We start from the raw sequence: 18,434 nt of genomic DNA on the forward strand, positions 1-18,434 counted from the left end.
CCGCGACTACGCACTCGACCGCATCGCTTTCGGCCGGCCGATCGGCTCTTTCCAGGCGGTCAAGCACATGCTCGCCGACATGTATGTGTCCGCGACCCTGGCGCGCTCGAACTGCTACTACGGCGCCTGGGCGCTCTCGACCAACGCCTCGGAATTGCCGGAGGCTGCCGCGTCCGCGCGCATCAGCGCGACGCAGGCCTTTCAGCATTGCGCCAAGAACAACATCCAGGTCCATGGCGGCATGGGTTTCACCTGGGAGTTCGACTGCCACATGTACTACCGCCGCTCCAACGCACTCGCACTCGGGCTCGGCAGCCCGTCCTACTGGGAGGACGCGCTGATCGACCGCATGCGCAAGCGCAACGCGGCGTGAGGCGCTGAAAATCGCAGGATGGGTTGAGCGCAGCGAAACCCATCACCCGACACAAGATGAGTTTCGCTTCGCTCTGCGCATCCTACGCAGCTACGCAAACGAGAGAGCCGCCATGAACTTCGACGACACCCCGCAGGAAGCCGCGTTTCGCAGCGAGGCGCGGGCCTGGATCGCGGCCAACGCGCCGAAGCAGTATGAGGAGGAATTGAAGGAATCCTCGCTCGGCCGCACCAGGCTCGAGACCGCCAACATTCTCGAGGTCGCAAAAGCCTGGCAGAAGAAGAAGGCCGATGCCGGCTGGGCCTGCCTGCACTGGCCGAAGGAATATGGCGGCCGCGGCGCCACGCCGATCGAGCGCGTGATCTGGCAGCAGGAGGAGGGCGCCTACGGCAAGCTGAGCGGGGTGTTCATCATCGGCCACGGCATGTGCGGTCCGACCATGATGGCGTTCGCGCGCGAGGAGCACAAGCGCAGCTATCTGCCGCCGCTCGCCTCCGGCGAGAAGGTCTGGTGCCAGCTCTTCTCCGAGCCGGCCGGCGGCTCCGACGTCGCCGGGCTTCGCACCCGCGCCGAGAAGCAGGGCGACGACTGGATCATCAACGGCCAGAAGATCTGGACCTCGGGCGCGCATTATTCCGACTACGGCATCCTGCTGACCCGCACCGATCCGACCGTCCCCAAGCACAAGGGGCTCACCATGTTCTTCCTGGACATGAAGAGCCCGGGGGTCGAGGTGCGGCCGATCAAGCAGGCATCGGGCCAGTCGGACTTCAACGAGGTCTATTTCAGCGATGTGAGGATCCCGGACCATCAGCGGCTCGGCGAGGTCAATGACGGCTGGAACGTGTCGCTGACCACCTTGATGAACGAACGCATGTCGATCGGCGCCGGTGTCGCCACCGGTTTCCCCGAGCTGTTTGAGTTCTGTTCGAATCTCATGCTCGACGACGGCCTTGCGATCGACGATCGCAACGTACGTTCAAAACTCGCGAACTGGGCGGTGAAGGCGAGCGGGCTGAAATATACGAGCTTCCGCGCCATCTCCGCGCTGTCGCGCGGCGAGCGGCCGGGGCCGGAGAATTCGATCGGCAAGCTGGTGGCCGGCTCGATGATCCAGGACATCGCGATCTATGCGCTCGATCTCGAAGGCGCCGCCGGCGTCCTGAGCGGCCCCGACGCGGAGCTTGCCGGCAAGTTCCAGGCGATGCTGCTGCGCGCGCCCGGCACCCGCGTCGAAGGCGGCACCGACGAGATCATGCGCAACATCATCGCCGAACGGGTGTTGGGTCTGCCCGGCGACATCCGCGTCGACAAGGACGTGCCGTTCAACCAGGTCCCGACCAAGGGACGGAAATAGTTCGTAAAACCGCACAAGAGATGGGTTTCGTTGCGCTCTACCCGTCCTACGAAGTCAATACGGCGAGGATCGTGAACATGAACTTCGATGACACTCCACAGGAAGCCGAGTTTCGCAGCGTCGCGCGAAACTGGATCGACGCCAATGCGCCGAAGGAGCTCGAGGCCGAACTGTCAAAATCCTCGCTCGGCCGCATCCGCCTGCAGCATCACGACATCGTCGAGGTCGGCAAGGCCTGGCAGAAGAAGAAGTTCGAGGGCGGCTGGGCCTGCCTGCACTGGCCGAAGGAATATGGTGGGCGCGGCGCCACGCCGATCGAGCGCGTGATCTGGCAGCAGGAGGAGGGCGTGTTCGGCAAATTGACCCAGCCGTTCCAGATTGGCGAGGGCATGTGCGGGCCGACCGTGATGGCGTTCGGCAGCGAGGAGCACAAGCGGCATTATCTGCCGAAGCTCGCCTCCGGCGAGCAGATCTGGTGCCAGCTCTTCTCCGAGCCCGCCGGCGGCTCCGACCTCGCCGGCCTGCGCACGCGGGCGGAGAGGAAGGGCGATGACTGGATCATCAACGGCCAGAAGATCTGGACCTCCGGCGCGCATTACGCCGACTACGGCCTGCTGGTCACGCGCACCGACCCCAACGTGCCCAAGCACAAGGGGCTCACGATGTTCTTCCTCGACATGAGGAGCAGGGGTGTCGAGGTGCGGCCGATCAGGCAGGCCAACGGCATGCAGGAGTTCAACGAGGTCTATTTCACCGACGTCGTGATTCCGGACAGCCAGCGGCTGGGCGCGATCGGCGACGGCTGGAACGTGTCGCTGACCACGCTGATGAACGAGCGCATGTCGATCGGCGCGCGGCTCGCAACCGGCTTCCCCGAGATGTTCGAGCTCTGCTCCAACCTGATGCTGGAGGACGGGCTTGCGATCGACGACCGCGCCACCCGCTCGAAGCTCGCGAGCTGGGCGGTGAAGGCGAGCGGATTGAAATATACGAGCTATCGCGCGATCTCGGCGCTGTCGAAGGGCGAGCGGCCGGGACCGGAAAATTCCATCGGCAAGCTGGTGGCCGGCTCGATGCTGCAGGACATCGCGATGCACGCCATGGATCTCGAAGGCGCGGCCGGCGTCCTGACCGGCAGCGCCGAGGAGCAGGCCCGGGGCCCGTTCCAGCAGATGATGCTGTCCTCGCCCTCGACCCGCATTGCCGGCGGCACCGACGAGGTCCTGCGCAACATCATCGCCGAGCGCGTGCTCGGGCTGCCCGGCGACATCCGTGTCGACAAGGACGTGCCGTTCAACCAGATCCCGACCAGGGGCCGGAAGTAGTTTTGTTGGAGGGCGTCGCGCAGTTCGCAGGGTGGCTAAGACGCGAAAGCGTCGTGCCCACCATCTATCAGCACGACGCTCGGCATGGTGGGCACGCCTGGCCTTCGCTCTCCCGAGCGAAAGCCAAGCTTAGCCCACGAAACCAGCGCTGACGCGACGAGGGAAATTCCATGGCATCCGCCGCTCAAACTCCAGTCGACACGCTCGAAGAGCTGCTCGCGGCGCGTTTCTCCTGCCGTGCATTCAAGCCGGACCCCGTGCCGCGCGCCACCATCGAGCGCATTCTCGCAGCCGCGCAGAAAACCGCGTCCTGGTGCAACAGCCAGCCATGGCGGCTGGAAATAGCCTCGGGCGATGCAACGAAGAAGTTCCGCGAGGTGATGTACGCCGCAGCCTCGAGCGGCAAGCCGAACACCGGCGATTTTCCCTTTCCGCGCGAATACCGCGGCGTCTACCTGGAGCGGCGCCGCGAAAGCGGCTTCCAGCTCTACAATTCGCTGGGCATTCCCCGCGGCGACAAGGCCGGCTATGCCAGGCAGGCGCTGGAGAACTTCAACTTCTTCGGTGCTCCGCATGTCGCCATCGTGCACACCGACGAGGCGCTCGGCGTCTACGGCGCGATCGATTGCGGTGGCTATCTCATGAGCTTCATGCTGGCGGCGCAGGCGCTCGGGGTCGCGACCATCCCGCAGGCGGCGCTGGCGTTTCATTCCGAGGTGGTGCGGGCGCATTTCGGCCTGGGCGACGACAGGCGCGTGGTGTGCGGCATTTCATTCGGCTATCCCGATCACGCCCACAAGGCCAACAGCTATCGCACGACGCGCGCCGGGCTTGCGGAAACGGTCACCTTCGCTGACGAATGAGCGTGATCCGATCGTCGTGAATACGGGCTTTCCCGCAATTTCATGGATCGCGCGCTGGGAACCGGAGGCGTTCAGTGTTGCCGTTCGTCATCGGATCGGGCCTTTGCCTCATACGCTTCCAGCAAGGCTATTGACAAAAGCCGCTCCAACATCTTGAGTTGCAGCGCTCGTGCATCCACAATGCAAAATTGCAGCTGCTCAATGATTCTATCGAGCGGGGATCTGGTCACGGCTTTCAACCCGGAATGTCAGCGCGGATCGCGTGATGATGCAGCCGAAGCCCGCAGCCTTTGAGACCGATGCGATGACGCTGCTCGGCCTCCGCCTGATGCGGAGCTTTCTCAAGCTGCGTGACGCAAACCATCGCGAACAGCTCGTTGCACTGGCTGAGCGGTTGGCGAGGGAAGAAGAAGATCCGTCTCGGATCGACGGTTGACGCCGCCCCGAAGCTGATCGGCTGGAAAGGAGGGGCGGATCGGCGGCCGCCCGCCGTCTCCGATACGAAGCCATCTCCAGCATTCACGAGCCTCCCGCAACACGATCAGGCTAATGGCCGACAACCTCAAGTCAATTGCTCATTGAGAGCAAATTTCGTTGCGGTGTGGAGAATGGGACGGGAATAAGCACGGGGGAGCGCTTGTTAGTGCTGCTCAAAATTTTGGCAGCCGTTTTTCCGCGAACGCCCTGACGCCCTCGCGGATTTCGGCGGAACGCATGCTGTCGCGGGCGCGCCGGTCGGCGGCCGCCTCGTCCAATTCGTTGCGCGCGATCTCGTTGATGGTTCGCTTCATGCCGCGCATCGCGACCGGGGCGTTGCCGCCGAGAATGGCGGCCAGCCGGTCGACCTCCTCATCCAGCGCCTCCGGCGGCACCATCGCGGTGAGATAGCCGATGCGCAGCATCTCGGGCGCGTCGATCTTCTGGGCGGTCAGGAACAGCCGCTTGGCATTGTCGGTGCCGAGCCGCGACACGTAGCGGCGGATGCCGCTCCTGTAATAGTGCAGGCCGAGCCGCGCGGCCGGCATGAACATCTCGGCCGTGTCGACGCCGATGCGGAAGTCGCAGGCGAGTGCGAGATCGGTCGAGCCGCCGTAGACGCCGCCATTGAGGCGGCAGATCGTCGGCACGCCGAGGTCCTCCAGCCGGTCGACCATGGTCCCGAAAGCGGAGCCCGTGGTCTCTTCATCGGTGACGGTCGCGCGATCCGCCACCGAGTTGAGATCGTAACCGGCGGAGAAGGCACGCCCGGTGCCGGTCAGCACCAGCACCCGGATGGTGGCATCGGCCTCGATCCGGTCGAACAGCGTCCTCAGCGCCTCGAGGTCCTCCGATTGCAACCGGTTCAGGTGCTTCGGCCGGTTGAGGCGGATGGTGGCGCGTGCGCCATCGACAGTCAGGACCGGCGTGGTGGGTTGCTCGGCGGTCGCGGCTTGCTGCATCATTCGTTCTCCTGCGCGCGCCGCCTCGCCTCGGCATCGATGGTCTCGACAAGCTCGGGGTGGCGCGCCATCAACAAGCGAAAATCGACGAGATCGAGCACCAGGAGCTTCGACAGCCGCGTGGTGGTGATGTTCGCGTTGCGGATGTTGTTGCCGAGCAGCGCCATCTCGCCGAAGAAGGCGCCCTCGCCGAGTTGCACCTTCTTGCCGGGCAGGTCGACCTCGACCTCGCCGGAGGCAATGAAATACATGCAGTCGCCCTGCTGGCCCTTGTGGATGATCATGGCGCGCGGCGGCAGGTCGATGGTGCGCAGCATGTGCGTGACGTCGGCGATCGCCGAGGGTCCGAGCGTGGCGAAGAACGGCACCTTGCTGACCGTTTCCCAGGTCCGCAGGAAGTTATCGCGGCGGGTCTCGGCGGCAAAGCCGGTGGCGAGAATACCGGTCCAAAGCCCGAACACGCCGAGGCCGCAGATCATCACCATCGCCGCGACGATGCGTCCGAGCGGGGTTATCGGCACGACGTCGCCATAGCCCGTCGTGGTCAAGGTCACGACCGCCCACCACAGTGCGGCCGGCACGCTGCCGAAGGTTCCCGGCTGGGCGTCGCGCTCCAGCAGATATTCGGCGACCGAGCCCAGAAACAGCACGATCAGGAAGATCGCGAGCACGCTGAGCAGCGGACCTTTTTCCAGCACGAGCACGCGCTGCAATCGCCGCAAGCCGGGGACGCCGGGAATGGCCTTGACCAGCCACAGCACCGACAACAGCCAGGCCGTGCGGGGATCGACGCCGAAGGCGAGGGCCAGCGGAACCGCCAGCACGCCCGCCGCGTCTACCAGCCCGCGCTGCGACAAGGGATAGACGAGCCCGCGGCCGCTGAGCGCCGCGTGGCGCAGGCGGACCAGCCATTCGAAGGCGAAAAACGCCAGGCAGGCCCACAGCACGGCGCCGATTTCGGCCTGGAATTGCTCATAGGCGGGGTCGATGGTGAGCAATACCATGGTGCCGACGCCGGCAAGCACCACCAGATAGGCCGCGCCGGTCATGTTGCGGCTGGCGGTCGCGGTCACGAATTGCGCCAGAACCGGGAAGGCCGCCGGCTTGGCTATGTTCGAGGTATCGTCCATCGCTTGGCTGAAATTCCGGCCAGACCCGGGCTCAATTTCTCGACAAAGTGCCCGGACGGGAAGGGGCCGTCAACGCGGCATGACCCCGCGTGAGCACCTGCCGTGCGCCGATTGCGGGGCGGCAGGAATTTTGTCCGGTGCGGCTCGAATCCAGGACGAATCGTCGCCTTTGCCCCATATATCAGGTCAGGCGGCGCCCGTTATCATGAAGCGGCGCCCTTGAACATGTGCCGCAGGCACTCACCTCCGGACTGGTTGTCTCCATGGATACGTCTCACCTGACCCAACACGTTGGAACCGCCGGCGCGGTCTTCGCGTCGGTCTTCGTGGTCGCCACGACCACGATGCGGACGATGATCCCGCTGCGGGTGTTCGCCATTCTCACCAACATCGTCCTGATCGCGACCGCGATCCCGTCCCGCAACTATCTCGTGATCCTGGTGCAGCTCCTGGTCATGGTGCTCAATACCTACCGTCTGCACCAGATGCTGCAGCTCGTCCGCGACGTGAAACGTTCGGTCTCGAGCGACCTGTCGATGGAATGGCTGAAGCCGTTCATGACCGAGCGCAGATGCGCGACAGGGGAGGTGCTGTTCTACAAGGACGAGAAGGCGGACAGCATGTACTACATCGTCAGCGGGCGGTACCGGCTGGTGGAGTCCGGCATCGAGTTGCCGGTCGGCGCCATTGTCGGCGAGCTCGGCATGCTGTCACCATCGAACCTGCGCACCCAGACGCTGGAGTGCATCGAAGGCGGGGTCATTCTCAGCGTGAGCTATGCCCAGGTCGAGCAGCTCTACGTGCAGAATCCGGCCTTCGGCTTCTACTTTCTGCGCCTTTCCAGCGCGCGGCTGTTCGAGAATATCGATACGCTCGAGCAGCAATTGGCCAGCGCGTTGGCTGCGGCGAAGCCCGCGTGAGCCGCAGGATATCGGAGCACTAGCGTGTCGGACCACGGCCTTGTGTCCTCGCTGCGTTACCTGTTCGCCGATTTCCTCGACGAAGAGGATCATACGCCGCCGTTTCTGCCCGACGGCATGCCCGAAATTGCCTTGGCCGCCGTCAGCGACGGTATCCACCTCTTGATGGAATACCAGGGCGCCAGCTACGCGCGGCTCTATGTCGAACGTCTGCAGCGCCTGATCGGCCGCTCCGACGTGGACGGCGCGATGTTCAGCGAGATTGCGCGGCTGATGGCGCGCCGCATGGCCTATGAGGACGCGATCCGGATCGCGCAGCTCAAGCTGATCGAGTTCCGCAATAGTGAGGGCCGCGTCCGCTCCTCCGACATCAAGCATTTCCGGCTCGATGAGCTGGTCGACGCCCTGCCGGCGGTCGCCGCCGAGCCTCTGCTCGACGTGCTCGATCAGATCGGCTGCGCGCACCGGCGCGTGGCGATCCCGTTCTCGACGGCGGGCCGGTGGGGGATTCGCCGCCTGAAGATGGAGGCTTGGCTGCGCCGGTGGCGGCGGTTCTCGATCCGATACCGACAGGAATGCATCTGGGTCGAGCGCTGGCTGCACATGATCAACCGCAGCCTCGCCAAGCAGCCCGAAGCCGCGCATGCCATCATCGAGACCGCCACCATGATCAAGGGCTATGGCGACGCCTACCGCCAGGGGCTCGCCGACTGGCACGCCATCATCGACGGCCTCGCCAAGCCTACCTTCGACGGCGTGCTGCCGCTGGCCAATCTGGCCGGCGCCGTGGCTGAAGCCAGGCACGCCGCGATGCCAGATCCGCGGCAGGTGGCCTTGAAGCGCACCATCGCGCAGATCAGGGCGCGGGCATTGGCATCCGCTCCCGCGGCGGCCGAGTAATGGCGAGGTTTGCCGCCGCGCCGCTGGCGATCGGGCTGGCGACGATCGTGGGGCCCGTGCGCGGCTTGACTCGCACCTGACGGTCGAAGGTCGTCATCCGGCAGGCACTGGACCGCGTCACGAGGGTTTCGGCTGCCGCGCCGCCGCCAAAGCGCGAATGAAATGCTCGCCGCCGGCGTCGAGGTGGCACGCAGGCGATTGCTCGGTAAGCGCACAGCGCAGCAGATCATTGACGACATTGATCCTCCTCGATGATCGTCGTTATCAGCGCTGGAACGCCAATGCTGCCGTAGCCAATCGGCCCTCGAGGTTCGCTCCGGAGCACAATCTCAGGGCGTATTTCGCCTGCAGCCGCATGCGGGCGCCGAACGGCAGGACGCGGCGATCTGCGGAAGGTGCGAGATCTCGTCGAGAATACGGTATTCCAATTCGGGCCGGACGCCGGCGCCGGCCGTGCTCCGGCGCACCGGACCCTTGCGCATCGGCGGCAGCAAGCCGTTAAAAAAGCGTGCGAATCTTTTCCGATGCGGGAATGATGAACATCCTCCCGGGGTTTGCAGAACCGGTCATGGTTGAAACGCTACCAATGCACCGGCGGTCCTGGCGTCTGCCGGGACAGATCTTTTGCCGACTTGTCGCGTCTTGGTTCCCGAAGCGTGCATTCCGGCCCGGGAGATGTCATAAAAGGTCAATACGGATCGAATTGGCCGGATTTGGCAACAGGTTATTGGTCGCACCCGGTGTCCGTGCGGCTCAATGTTTCTGCGAGGGCAGCTTTGTCGTTTCCCCCCATGACGTCGTCGATCCCTGTTGGTCCGCTGCTGGGATGGATGTTGCTGCTCACCGTCAAGCACATCATCGGCGACTTCCTGCTGCAGAACGCCTGGATGGCCCACGGCAAGGATCAGAAGACCGGCTGGGCGCTGCCGCTTCTGGTGCACTGCCTGATACATCTCGTGGTTGCATTGATCCTGATCGTGATGGTGGCGCCGAAATTCTGGTTCGTTGCCGTGATCGATTTCGCGATCCACATCACCGTCGATCGCGCCAAGGGCTGGTGCTCGTCCGCCTTCCACATGACACCCGAACATCCATGGTTCTGGACGCTGATCGGCGTCGATCAGGCGCTCCACCATCTCACCGGTTTTGGCCTGTCGATCTTCATGGCGGCGAACGGCTGACCCGTGCCCAGCTCGCTGCGGGCCCTCGTATCAATACGGGCTTTCCTGGTTAACCCTTCGTTAGAGAGTTGCATAGCATCCTCCGCGTCGATGGGGGGAACAGTAATGTTTTCAAGCCGCGACGCCTATGACAATGACCGCTGCCCGGTTCGGGATGAACTGCTCGGCGAGATGTATCGCGCAAGCGAGAACGGCCTCCCCATGCTGGTGGACAGCGTCTCGGCCGATGTGCGGGCGAGGCTCGCGTTGTTCTGCTACCGCCGCAGCCATCTCCATTCGCTGGCGCTCGCGATCGCCGCAAGCTGCAGCGAGCGCGACCTGATCAATTTCGGCGGCCGTGTCGGCTCGACGCTCCATGCGTTGTCGCGCCAGGCACCGTCCGACCGCGGCGTCTCGGCGTCCTTGCCCGGCGGGCGCAAGCCGATCACGCTGTCGACCAAGCCGATCTCCACTTTCGCGCCGATCGTGGACGAGCTCGACGACGAGAATGTTGCCGAGGCCGTGCCGGCGTAACGCCGGACGGACAGCCCGATCAGGCCGGCACCGTCAGCCCGAACTTTCTCCTCGCCATCGCGCATTCGGCGTCGCCGGGCAAGCAGGTCCGGCACACCTCCGGACGCGCCGCATAGATGGTGCAGGCCGTCGCAACGCCGATCCGCCCCTGCAGCGCCGCGCAGCGATCGCCGTCACAGCGCATTCCCGATCCCTGGGCATTGACCAGCTCCGGCGGAATGAGGTCGAGCGCCGCGTCGTCCTCCGTCGAGAAGCGCGGCCAGTTGGCCGAATAGGCGCAGCAGGCGCCGCAGGCCTGGCAGGGATTTTCGCCGCGCGCGTCAGACATCCCTCGGCTGCTCCCATACCAGGCTGCGGCGCCACTTGGCGCGCAGCGCCTCGCGGCGCTCCGGATATCTCTCGTCGAGATAGTCCGCTTCGACCACGCGGTCGGTGCGGAAGCTGCGGAAGTCATGCCTGAGCTCGCACCAGGCTGCGAGAATCCGCACCGCCTCGTGATAGCCGATCGCGATCGGCCAGATCGTGCGCTCGCTGTCGCGGCCGTGCTCGTCGCGATAGCGCAGCGCGATCTTCTTGCCCTCGTGGATCTGCGTCCGCGTCCGCGCCATGTCGATGCGGTCGGGCTCCTTCTCCCAGGGCGGCCGCGCGCGGCTCGCCGGCTCGAGCACGAAGGGGCGCAGCCGTTCCGGCACGGTGTCGGCGATCTTGGCCATCAGGTCTTCCGCGGCGCGCGCCAGCACCGGGTCGGCGTGTGTGACCACCCATTGCGCGCCGAGCACCGCGGCCTCGATCTCGTCGGGCGTCAGCATCAGAGGCGGGAGATCAAAACCCTTCTCCAGGATGTAGCCCATGCCGGCTTCGCCGCGGATCGGCACGCGTTGTCCCATCAGCGTCGCGATGTCGCGATAGATCGTCCGTTTCGAGGTTTCGAGCTCGGCGGCGATCGCGTCGGCGGTCAGCGGCTTGCGCGTCCGCCGCAGCACCTGAATGATCTGAAACAGCCGGTCGGCACGTCTCATGACACGTCTCTTGATCCACTGATCTGTGCGGGCGGCGTCGATGCTGACAGCATGTTGGCAGCAGGGATTTTCTACAAGCGGACAACACCTCAACAAGGGGAATTTGTCCAATGATCATCCTATATGGCATCGACCTGTGGTCGGCGACATGGCCACTGCTGACACCATGGTGGCAGCAGGGGGCAACTAGCGTGCGGCGCCTGTTCAGGAAACTGGGAGTGTCGGCATGATCACCCTGTATGGCTTTGGCGTGGGCTTCGGCCTCCCCGAGATCAGTCCCTTCGTGACCAAGACCGAGGTCCAGCTCAAGATGGCCGGTCTTGCCTATCGCAAGGAACGGGCGATGCCGCCGGCATCGCCCAAGGGGCAGCTCCCCTTCATCGACGATGATGGCGAAGCGATCGCCGACTCCACCTTCATCCGCGCGCATATCGAGCGCAAATACGCTTTCGACTTCGACGCCGGCCTGAGCCGGCCCGAGCGCGCCCAGGCCTGGGCGTTCGAGCGCATGATCGAGAGCCAGGTCTATTGGGGGCTGGTCGGTGCGCGCTGGGTCGACCCGGAGAATTTCGCCAAGGGGCCGGCGCATTTCTTCGACGGTGCGCCGGAGGATCGCCGCGAGAAGCTGCGCGAGGACGCGCAGTTCCGCGTTGCCGAGAACTATCTGCTGAGCGGGCTCGGCCGTCACGCACCCGACGACGACGTCGAGCTCGCGCTGCGCTCGATCTTTGCGCTGTCGGTGCAGCTCGGCGACAAGCCGTATTTGATGGGTGACAAACCCTGCGGCATGGACGCCACCGCGTTCGGCGCGCTGGCCGGCATCCTGACGCCGTTCTTCGACTCCAAGCTGCGCTCTCGCGCGGAATCGTTCGAAAACCTCAGCGCCTATGTCGACCGGATGATGGAACAATACTATCCCGACTTCGCCTGGACGCCGGTGAGGGAAGCGGCCTGAGGCGCAGCAACGGGATCGCGCTTCAGCTTCGCGAGCTCCGTCTCGAGCTCCGCGATCCGTGCGTCGCGGGCGGCGAGAGTTGACGCGACATCGGCCGCATCGAACTTCTGCGGGATGTGCTGTGGGCAGTTGGTGTCCCAGGCGGCGATCTTGAGCAGGATCACCTGCTCGGGCCGCGTCCGGTAGCCCTTCGGCATCAGCGATTGCGTCAGCGCGGGATCGTCGTCGACGACCCGCGCCTCGCCCCAGATCTTGACCCGCCGTTTGTGCGCGTAATCCATGATGAAGATGTGTGCCTTCGGGTTCTCCGAGAGGTTGCCCTGAGTCAGATACTGCTGGTTGCCGGCATAGTCGGCGAACGCGATCGTGTGCTTGTCGAGGATCTTGACGAAGCCCTTCGGTCCGCCGCGATGCTGGATATAGGGCTGGCCGTCGGCGGTCGCGGTTGCGAGATAGAAGCTGTTGGTCTCGGCCAGGAAGGCCGCCAGCTTGTCGTCGACCTCGGTGCGCCAGCCGCCGCGCTGCTCGACATGGGCATAGGCCTCGCGCGAACCCTTGCGCGTCTGGATCGCCTTCACCGCCGGTGTGAAGGCGACATCGCTGGAATAGGTCAACGTTTCCGACATGACAGGCACTCCTCGAGCCACGGGGCATCACGCGTTCGTCCTGGTCATAAGGTGAACCTTTCCCGGAATAAAACAATCTGCCTGGTTGACACTTGATAATTCCCGTATTTGAAATAATCCGATGGACCGGATCGAAGCCATGCAGGCCTTCGTCGCGGTCGCGGACCTGCAGGGGTTCGCGCCCGCCGCGCGCAAATTGCGATTGTCACCGTCGGGCGTGACGCGGCTGGTCGCGGCGCTGGAGGATCATCTCGGCGTCCGGCTGTTGCAGCGGACCACGCGGAAGGTCGCATTGACCGATGCGGGCGCGCGCTATCTGGAGCGGGCGCGCCGGATCCTCGCCGATGTCGAGGAGGCGGAGATCGCGGCCGAAAGCGAGCGGACGCAGCCGGCCGGGCGGCTCGTCGTCTCGGCGCCGGTGGGTTTCGGCCGGCTGCATGTCGGCCCGGTGGTGACGGCCTACCTCAAGAAATATCCCGAGGTCTCCTGCGAGCTGCGCCTGCAGGACCGCGTGGTCAGCCTGGTCGAGGATGGTGTCGACCTCGCGGTGCGGATCGGCGAGCTCGCCGATTCCGCCATCGTGGCGCGTCATGTCGGCGAGATGCGGCGGATCGTGGTGGCGTCGCCCGCCTATCTCGCGGCGCGCGGCGAGCCGAACACGCCGGCGGCGCTCGCCGCCCACGACACCATCCAGTTCGGCGCGAACGCGGTAACGGCGGAATGGCGCTTCGTCAGCGACGGCGAGGAGCTGCGGGCCGACATTGCACCGCGCTTCGTCACCAACGTCGCCGATGCCGCGATCCAGTATGCCGAGGCCGGCGGCGGCCTGACGCGGGTGCTGGCCTATCAGGCCGCGGAGGCGATCCGGCGCGGCCGCCTCAGGATCGTGCTGCAGCGGTTCGAGCAGAAGCCGCTGCCGATCCACATGGTCTATCCGACCTCGCGGCTGTTGTCGGCCAAGGTACGCGCCTTCATCGATCTCGTGGTCGAGACCGCCGACTGGCATTTTGGCTAGCTTTGGCGTCCGCCGTCACACCGGCTTCGGCACCACGCGGAACGTGCCGCTCGCGCGCGCGATCACGGCGCCGTCGGCCTTGATCAGGCTCTGCGCGAAGCAGAGCGTCGAGCCGGTCTTGATGACGTCGCTCTCGACCGCGAGCCATTGTCCGATCCCCGCCGAGCCGACATAGTCCACCGCGAGCGAAACCGTCACGAACGAGGTCGTCCAGTTCGTCGCCTGTGCGCAGCTATAGCCCATCGCGTTGTCGGCGAGCGAGGCGATCAAGCCACCATGGATCAGGCCCCGCGCATTGGTGTGCGCTTTGGCGAGCCGCAGTGCCATGACGACGGCCTTGTCCGTCTTCTTCGAGTAGAGCGGCTCCCAGGGATCGGTGAACGGGCTCTTGCGGAAATGCGGCTCGAAGCCCGCGGGAATGTCGGATGTGGTTTCGGTCGTCGTCATGGCCGGCTCGCAGTTGGCGATGGAGTGTCGCCATTGAACGCGATCTCGACGACGGTTTCACCGCCTACAAAGTTTTAAACGTTCATTGCGCGAGCGTTTGAAACGTCAGCGCAGGGTGGGCTAAGGCGCGAAGCGCCGTGCCCACCATTCTTTCGGCAGTTCGGCTCGGGCTGGTGGGCACGCTTCTGCCTTCGCGTGGCGCGCTTCGGTGCAAGACGCGCTTAGCCCACCCTGCGATTCCATGACGACGCGCCTAGAACGGCAGCCCGACATAGTTCTCCGCCAGCGACGTCATCGCCGCCTTCGATCTCGTCACATAGTCCAGCTCGGCGAGCTGGATGCGCGCGCCGATCGTGCCGTTCTCCGGGAATTTATGCAGAATCGAGGTCATCCACCAGGAGAACCGCACCGCCTTCCAGACCCGCGCCAATGCCGTCTCGGAATAATGGTCGATGCCGGCCGAGGATTTCTCGTCGTAATATTCCCGTAAAGCGCTGGCGAGATAATGCGCATCGCTGGCGGCGAGGTTGAGCCCCTTGGCGCCGGTCGGCGGCACGATATGGGCGGCATCGCCGGCCAGGAACATCCGCCCGAACCGCATCGGCTCGGCGACGAAGCTGCGCAGCGGCGCGATGCTCTTCTCGATCGAGGGCCCGGTGATCAGCGAATCCGCCGCCTTCTGGTCGAGCCTGCGCCTGAGCTCGTCCCAGAACCGATCGTCCGGCCATTGCTCGACCTGGTCGTCGAGCGCGCACTGCACGTAATAGCGGCTGCGGCTCCGCGAACGCATGGTGCAGAGCGCGAATCCGCGCGCGTGATTCGAATAGATCAGTTCATGCGACACCGGCGGGGTGTCCGAGAGAATGCCGAGCCAGCCGAACGGATAGACCCGCTCGAAGGTCTCGATCGCCGGTGGCTTGACGCTGGCGCGGCTGATGCCATGAAAGCCGTCGCAGCCGGCGATGAAGTCGCAGGCGATTGCGTGAGTCGCGCCGTCTTTCACATAGGTGACGCGCGGATGGTCTGTATCGAAATCGAGTGGCGTGACGTCGGCCGCCTCGTAGACGGTGGTGAGGCCCGCCGCCCTGCGCGCGTTCATCAAATCGAGCGTGACCTCGGTCTGGCCGTAGATCATCACCGTCTTGCCGGTGAAGGCCTTCATGTCGATGCGATGACGGCTGCCGCCGAAGGCGAGCTCGATGCCGTCATGGACCAGGCCCTCATGGTGGGCGCGTTGGCCGGCGCCGATCTGGTCGAGCAGGCCAACCGTGCCTTCCTCGAGCAGGCCGGCGCGGATGCGCGCCAGCACGTAGTCCGCGGTATGCTTTTCCAGGATGACGTTGTCGATGCCGTAGGTGTGGAGCAACTGCCCCAGCAGCAATCCCGCCGGCCCCGCGCCAATGATTGCTACTTTAGTCCGCAAACCTTCCTCCTGCTTTTGTTGTAGGCTCCGCCGCCGTCCCGCGCGTTTTGTCGCGGGCTTGCAATGATGATTATATCATATAACAATGTCTGCAAAGGGCTTCGAAAGCCCACTTTCGACGAGGGGAGACGATGCCGATGAGGAAGACGCTTTTGGGCCTGCTGGTGGCGGCCGCCGCCGCAACGCCCGCATTGACTCCCGCCTCGGCCGAGGAGCAGATCAACCTGAAGATCTCGCACTGGGTGCCGGCCTCGCATCCGCTGCAGAAGGCGCTGGAGGACTGGGGCGCTTCGGTCGAGAAGGCGTCCGGCGGCACCATCAAGTCGCAGGTGTTTCCGGCCCAGCAGCTCGGCAAGGCTTTCGACCATTACGACATGGCGCGTGACGGCATCGCCGACGTCACCTACGTCAATCCCGGCTATCAGCCGGGCCGCTTCCCGGTCATCGCCGCCGGCGAGCTCCCCTTCCTGATGTCGGACGCCAAGGGCGGCACCGAAGGGCTGGATGCCTGGTACCGCAAATATGCGGAGAAGGAGATGAAGGACGTCAAGTTCTGCCTCGCCTTCATCCATTCGCCCTCGTCGTTCCATTCGCGAACCAAGAAGATCGTGGTGCCCGAGGACGTCAAGGGGCTGAAGATCCGCCCGGCCGACGCCACCATCGGCAATTTCGTCACCCTGCTTGGCGGCACCAATGTGCAGTCCTCCGCGCCGGAAGCGCGCGACATCATCGAGCGCGGCGTCGCCGACGGCATCACCTTCCCCTGGGGCTCGCTGCTCCTGTTCGGCATCGACAAGGTCACGAAATATCACATGGAGGCGCCGCTCTATGTCACGACCTTCGTGCTGGTGATGAACAAGGCCACCTACGACAGGATGTCGGACAAGCAGAAGAAGGCGGTCGACGACAATTGCAACACCGAGGCTGCCGGCCGCGTCGGCGAGCCCTGGGGCAAGTTCGAGGACGCCGGCGTCGACAAGATCAAGGCGCAGTCCGGCCAGGAGGTCTACACGCTGACGGCCGACCAGCTCGCGTCGTGGAAGAAAGCCTCCGAGCCGCTGGTCAAGAGCTGGGCCGACGGCGTCAAGAAGTCCGGCTCCGGCGTCGACCCCGACGCCGCCATGACCGAGCTGAAGACCTCGCTCGCCAAGTACAACGCCTTGACGCAGTAACCGACTTGTTCGTTAACGCCGGCGCGGCGGCAGGCTTTTCTGCCGCCGTTTTGGCGAGAAAATCGCAGTCATGTGTGATGAATTTGTCCGCGGCGCTCCATCTTCCCTTCTCCCCTTGTGGGAGAAGGTGGCGCGAAGCGCCGGATGAGGGGTTCTATCCGCGTACTCGATCTCGAAAGTTTTGCTCGCGGAGACAAACCCCTCACCCGGATCGCATCTTCCGATGCGACATAGCCGAAGCTTTGCTTCGGCGTTCTTCGAACGGCCGCCGAAAGGCGGCCTATGCCTCTCCCGCAAGGAAGAGGTGGACTTCCGATGCCGCACCGATTCAGCATCGGATAGAGGGAAGAGCGTAGATGAACCGCGCTTCGATGGACCGCTTCATCGACACGATCGAGTGGATCGCGGCCGGCTTCGTCGGCCTCGTCGCGCTCGACATCTTCGTCTCGGTGCTGCTCCGCAACACGCTGAACTACGCGATTCCCGATTCCTTCGACATCGGCCGCATGCTGCTCGGCATCCTGATCTTCTGGGGCATTGCCGCCACCAGCTATCGCGGCACCCACATCACCGTCGACCTGGTCTGGGCCAATGTCGGCCCGCGCTGGCAGCGCCTCATCGACGTGTTCGCGACGCTGGTGCTGCTGTTCGTCGTCACGGTGCAGACCTATACGCTGTTCGACAAGGTGCGCGGCACCTACAACGACCATGTGCTCACCTTCGATCTGCACATGCCGACCTGGCCGTTCTTTGCCATCGCCTGGGCCGGCGACGTCTCCGCGGTGCTGCTGATCGCGATCCGCACCTATCGCCTGATCTTCCATCCCGAAGAGATGCATGATCCCACCATCAAGGCGACGGAGTAGGGCGCGGCCATGAGCACCAACGCGGTCGCCGTCATCGGCTTCGTCTCGCTGTTCGGCCTGATGCTGCTTCGCGTGCCGGTCGGCATGGCGATGGGGCTCGTCGGCGTCACCGGCTTCGGCTATCTGGTCGGCTTCACGCCCGCGCTGAAGCTGGTCGGCCAGACCTCGATGCGCACGGTGACGGACTACACCTTCGGCGTGATCCCGATGTTCCTCTTGATGGGAACGTTCGTCTCCAACTCCGGCATGAGCCGCGAACTGTTTCGTGCTGCCAACGGCTTCGTCGGGCATTTGCGCGGCGGGCTCGGCATCGCCACGGTGGCGGCCTGCGGCGGCTTTGCCGCGATCTCCGGCTCCTCGGTCGCGACCGCGGCGACCTTCTCCGCGGTCGCCTATCCGGAGATGCGGCGCTTCGGCTATCCGCAATCCTTCTCCACCGGCGTGATCGCGGCCGGCGGCACGCTCGGCGCCATGCTGCCGCCGTCGACCGTGCTCGCGGTCTACGGCATCATCACCGAGCAGGACATCGGCAAATTGTTCATGGCCGGCATCGTCCCCGGCCTGCTTGCCATGACCATGTACATGATCACGATCACGCTGATCGGGGTGGTGCGTCCGGGCTACCTGCCGCGCGGGCCGGTGCTGCCGTGGCGCGAGCGTTTCGCGGGCCTGCGCGACATCTGGGCGCCGGTGGTGCTGTTCGTGTTCGTGATCGGCGGGCTCTACGGCCTGCCGTTCCTGCCGCGCTTCACCCCGACCGAAGCCGGCGGTGTCGGCGCCACCGGCGCGTTCCTGATCGGCGTCCTAACCGGCCGGCTCGACAAGGAAAAGATTCTCGCCTCGCTGTTACAGGCGACGCGCACTGCGGCTGCGGTGTTCACGGTGCTGATCGGCGCGTTGATCTTCGGCT

The 18,434-nt window shown here is 64.8% G+C and carries 21 protein-coding genes; 14 read left to right on the forward strand and 7 right to left on the reverse strand.

The window, feature by feature from the left end; all coding sequences use genetic code 11:
- From JOY90_RS05345 to JOY90_RS05365, 5 genes are all read left to right on the forward strand, one after another.
- Window positions 1-373, forward strand: a 373-nt coding sequence (locus tag JOY90_RS05345; RefSeq protein ID WP_291690107.1) for an acyl-CoA dehydrogenase family protein, incomplete at its 5' end; no start/stop codon positions are given.
- 112 nt (window positions 374-485) lie between these two features.
- The gene (locus JOY90_RS05350) at window positions 486-1,730 is read left to right on the forward strand and encodes an acyl-CoA dehydrogenase (RefSeq protein WP_291690108.1); all 1,245 of its coding nucleotides are present in this window, start codon (window positions 486-488) and stop codon (window positions 1,728-1,730) included.
- A 77-nt stretch (window positions 1,731-1,807) separates the two neighbouring features.
- Window positions 1,808-3,055 (forward strand): acyl-CoA dehydrogenase, encoded by a 1,248-nt coding sequence (locus tag JOY90_RS05355; protein WP_291690109.1) that lies wholly within the window; start codon window positions 1,808-1,810, stop codon window positions 3,053-3,055.
- Window positions 3,056-3,225: 170 nt separating this feature from the next.
- A complete protein-coding gene (locus JOY90_RS05360; RefSeq protein WP_291690110.1) occupies window positions 3,226-3,918 on the forward strand; it encodes a nitroreductase in 693 nt (230 codons plus the stop codon).
- A gap of 265 nt (window positions 3,919-4,183) precedes the next feature.
- The gene (locus JOY90_RS05365) at window positions 4,184-4,354 is read left to right on the forward strand and encodes a hypothetical protein (RefSeq protein ID WP_291690111.1); all 171 of its coding nucleotides are present in this window, start codon (window positions 4,184-4,186) and stop codon (window positions 4,352-4,354) included.
- Between the two features lie 214 nt (window positions 4,355-4,568).
- Here JOY90_RS05365 and JOY90_RS05370 read toward each other — a convergent pair whose 3' ends face one another.
- Both JOY90_RS05370 and JOY90_RS05375 read right to left on the reverse strand, forming a co-directional pair.
- Window positions 4,569-5,360, reverse strand: a complete 792-nt coding sequence (locus tag JOY90_RS05370) for an enoyl-CoA hydratase/isomerase family protein (RefSeq protein WP_291690112.1) — start codon at window positions 5,358-5,360, stop codon at window positions 4,569-4,571.
- Window positions 5,357-6,469, reverse strand: a complete 1,113-nt coding sequence (locus JOY90_RS05375; protein ID WP_291690126.1) for a cyclic nucleotide-gated ion channel — start codon at window positions 6,467-6,469, stop codon at window positions 5,357-5,359. Before JOY90_RS05375 ends, JOY90_RS05370 begins: the two co-directional genes overlap by 4 nt.
- A 281-nt stretch (window positions 6,470-6,750) precedes the next feature.
- Between JOY90_RS05375 and JOY90_RS05380 the strand changes: the two genes are divergently transcribed.
- The 4 genes from JOY90_RS05380 (at window position 6,751) to JOY90_RS05395 (ending at window position 10,001) form a co-directional block, all read left to right on the forward strand.
- Window positions 6,751-7,407 (forward strand): Crp/Fnr family transcriptional regulator, encoded by a 657-nt coding sequence (locus JOY90_RS05380; protein ID WP_291690113.1) that lies wholly within the window; start codon window positions 6,751-6,753, stop codon window positions 7,405-7,407.
- Between the two features lie 24 nt (window positions 7,408-7,431).
- A complete protein-coding gene (locus JOY90_RS05385) occupies window positions 7,432-8,307 on the forward strand; it encodes a DUF6537 domain-containing protein (protein ID WP_291690114.1) in 876 nt (291 codons plus the stop codon).
- Window positions 8,308-9,137: 830 nt separating this feature from the next.
- Window positions 9,138-9,488, forward strand: a complete 351-nt coding sequence (locus tag JOY90_RS05390; RefSeq protein WP_291690127.1) for a DUF3307 domain-containing protein — start codon at window positions 9,138-9,140, stop codon at window positions 9,486-9,488.
- Between the two features lie 105 nt (window positions 9,489-9,593).
- On the forward strand, window positions 9,594-10,001 hold the full coding sequence (locus tag JOY90_RS05395; protein WP_291690115.1) for a hypothetical protein: 408 nt from the start codon (window positions 9,594-9,596) through the stop codon (window positions 9,999-10,001).
- Between the two features lie 19 nt (window positions 10,002-10,020).
- Here JOY90_RS05395 and JOY90_RS05400 read toward each other — a convergent pair whose 3' ends face one another.
- Both JOY90_RS05400 and JOY90_RS05405 read right to left on the reverse strand, forming a co-directional pair.
- Entirely contained in the window at window positions 10,021-10,329 is a 309-nt protein-coding gene (locus JOY90_RS05400) for a YkgJ family cysteine cluster protein (protein WP_291690116.1), read from the reverse strand.
- Window positions 10,322-11,020 carry a YafY family protein gene (locus JOY90_RS05405; RefSeq protein WP_291690117.1) on the reverse strand — a complete coding sequence of 233 codons (699 nt, stop codon included), beginning with the start codon at window positions 11,018-11,020 and terminating at the stop codon, window positions 10,322-10,324. Before JOY90_RS05405 ends, JOY90_RS05400 begins: the two co-directional genes overlap by 8 nt.
- 226 nt (window positions 11,021-11,246) lie before the next feature.
- On the opposite strand from JOY90_RS05405, the gene JOY90_RS05410 reads away from it, so the two are divergent.
- Window positions 11,247-11,975 carry a glutathione S-transferase family protein gene (locus JOY90_RS05410; RefSeq protein WP_291690118.1) on the forward strand — a complete coding sequence of 243 codons (729 nt, stop codon included), beginning with the start codon at window positions 11,247-11,249 and terminating at the stop codon, window positions 11,973-11,975.
- Here the strand turns inward: JOY90_RS05410 and JOY90_RS05415 are convergent.
- Window positions 11,933-12,601 (reverse strand): pyridoxamine 5'-phosphate oxidase family protein, encoded by a 669-nt coding sequence (locus JOY90_RS05415; protein WP_291690119.1) that lies wholly within the window; start codon window positions 12,599-12,601, stop codon window positions 11,933-11,935. The two genes, JOY90_RS05410 and JOY90_RS05415, sit on opposite strands and share 43 nt — an antisense overlap.
- A 121-nt stretch (window positions 12,602-12,722) precedes the next feature.
- Between JOY90_RS05415 and JOY90_RS05420 the strand changes: the two genes are divergently transcribed.
- Window positions 12,723-13,616, forward strand: a complete 894-nt coding sequence (locus JOY90_RS05420) for a LysR family transcriptional regulator (protein WP_291690120.1) — start codon at window positions 12,723-12,725, stop codon at window positions 13,614-13,616.
- Between the two features lie 15 nt (window positions 13,617-13,631).
- On the opposite strand, the gene JOY90_RS05425 is transcribed toward JOY90_RS05420, so the two are convergent.
- Both JOY90_RS05425 and pobA read right to left on the reverse strand, forming a co-directional pair.
- Window positions 13,632-14,063 carry a PaaI family thioesterase gene (locus JOY90_RS05425; RefSeq protein WP_291690121.1) on the reverse strand — a complete coding sequence of 144 codons (432 nt, stop codon included), beginning with the start codon at window positions 14,061-14,063 and terminating at the stop codon, window positions 13,632-13,634.
- Window positions 14,064-14,316: 253 nt separating this feature from the next.
- Window positions 14,317-15,486, reverse strand: a complete 1,170-nt coding sequence (gene pobA, locus JOY90_RS05430; protein WP_291690122.1) for a 4-hydroxybenzoate 3-monooxygenase — start codon at window positions 15,484-15,486, stop codon at window positions 14,317-14,319.
- 137 nt (window positions 15,487-15,623) lie between these two features.
- Between pobA and JOY90_RS05435 the strand changes: the two genes are divergently transcribed.
- From JOY90_RS05435 to JOY90_RS05445, 3 genes are all read left to right on the forward strand, one after another.
- Complete coding sequence (locus tag JOY90_RS05435; RefSeq protein WP_291690123.1) at window positions 15,624-16,658, forward strand: TRAP transporter substrate-binding protein; 1,035 nt, start codon at window positions 15,624-15,626, stop codon at window positions 16,656-16,658.
- A 356-nt stretch (window positions 16,659-17,014) separates the two neighbouring features.
- On the forward strand, window positions 17,015-17,524 hold the full coding sequence (locus tag JOY90_RS05440) for a TRAP transporter small permease (protein ID WP_291690124.1): 510 nt from the start codon (window positions 17,015-17,017) through the stop codon (window positions 17,522-17,524).
- A 9-nt stretch (window positions 17,525-17,533) separates the two neighbouring features.
- A partial coding sequence (locus JOY90_RS05445; RefSeq protein WP_291690125.1) for a TRAP transporter large permease occupies window positions 17,534-18,434 on the forward strand: 901 nt, incomplete at its 3' end.

Origin of the sequence: Bradyrhizobium sp., from assembly GCF_019242285.1 — a bacterium.
GTDB lineage: Bacteria > Pseudomonadota > Alphaproteobacteria > Rhizobiales > Xanthobacteraceae > Bradyrhizobium.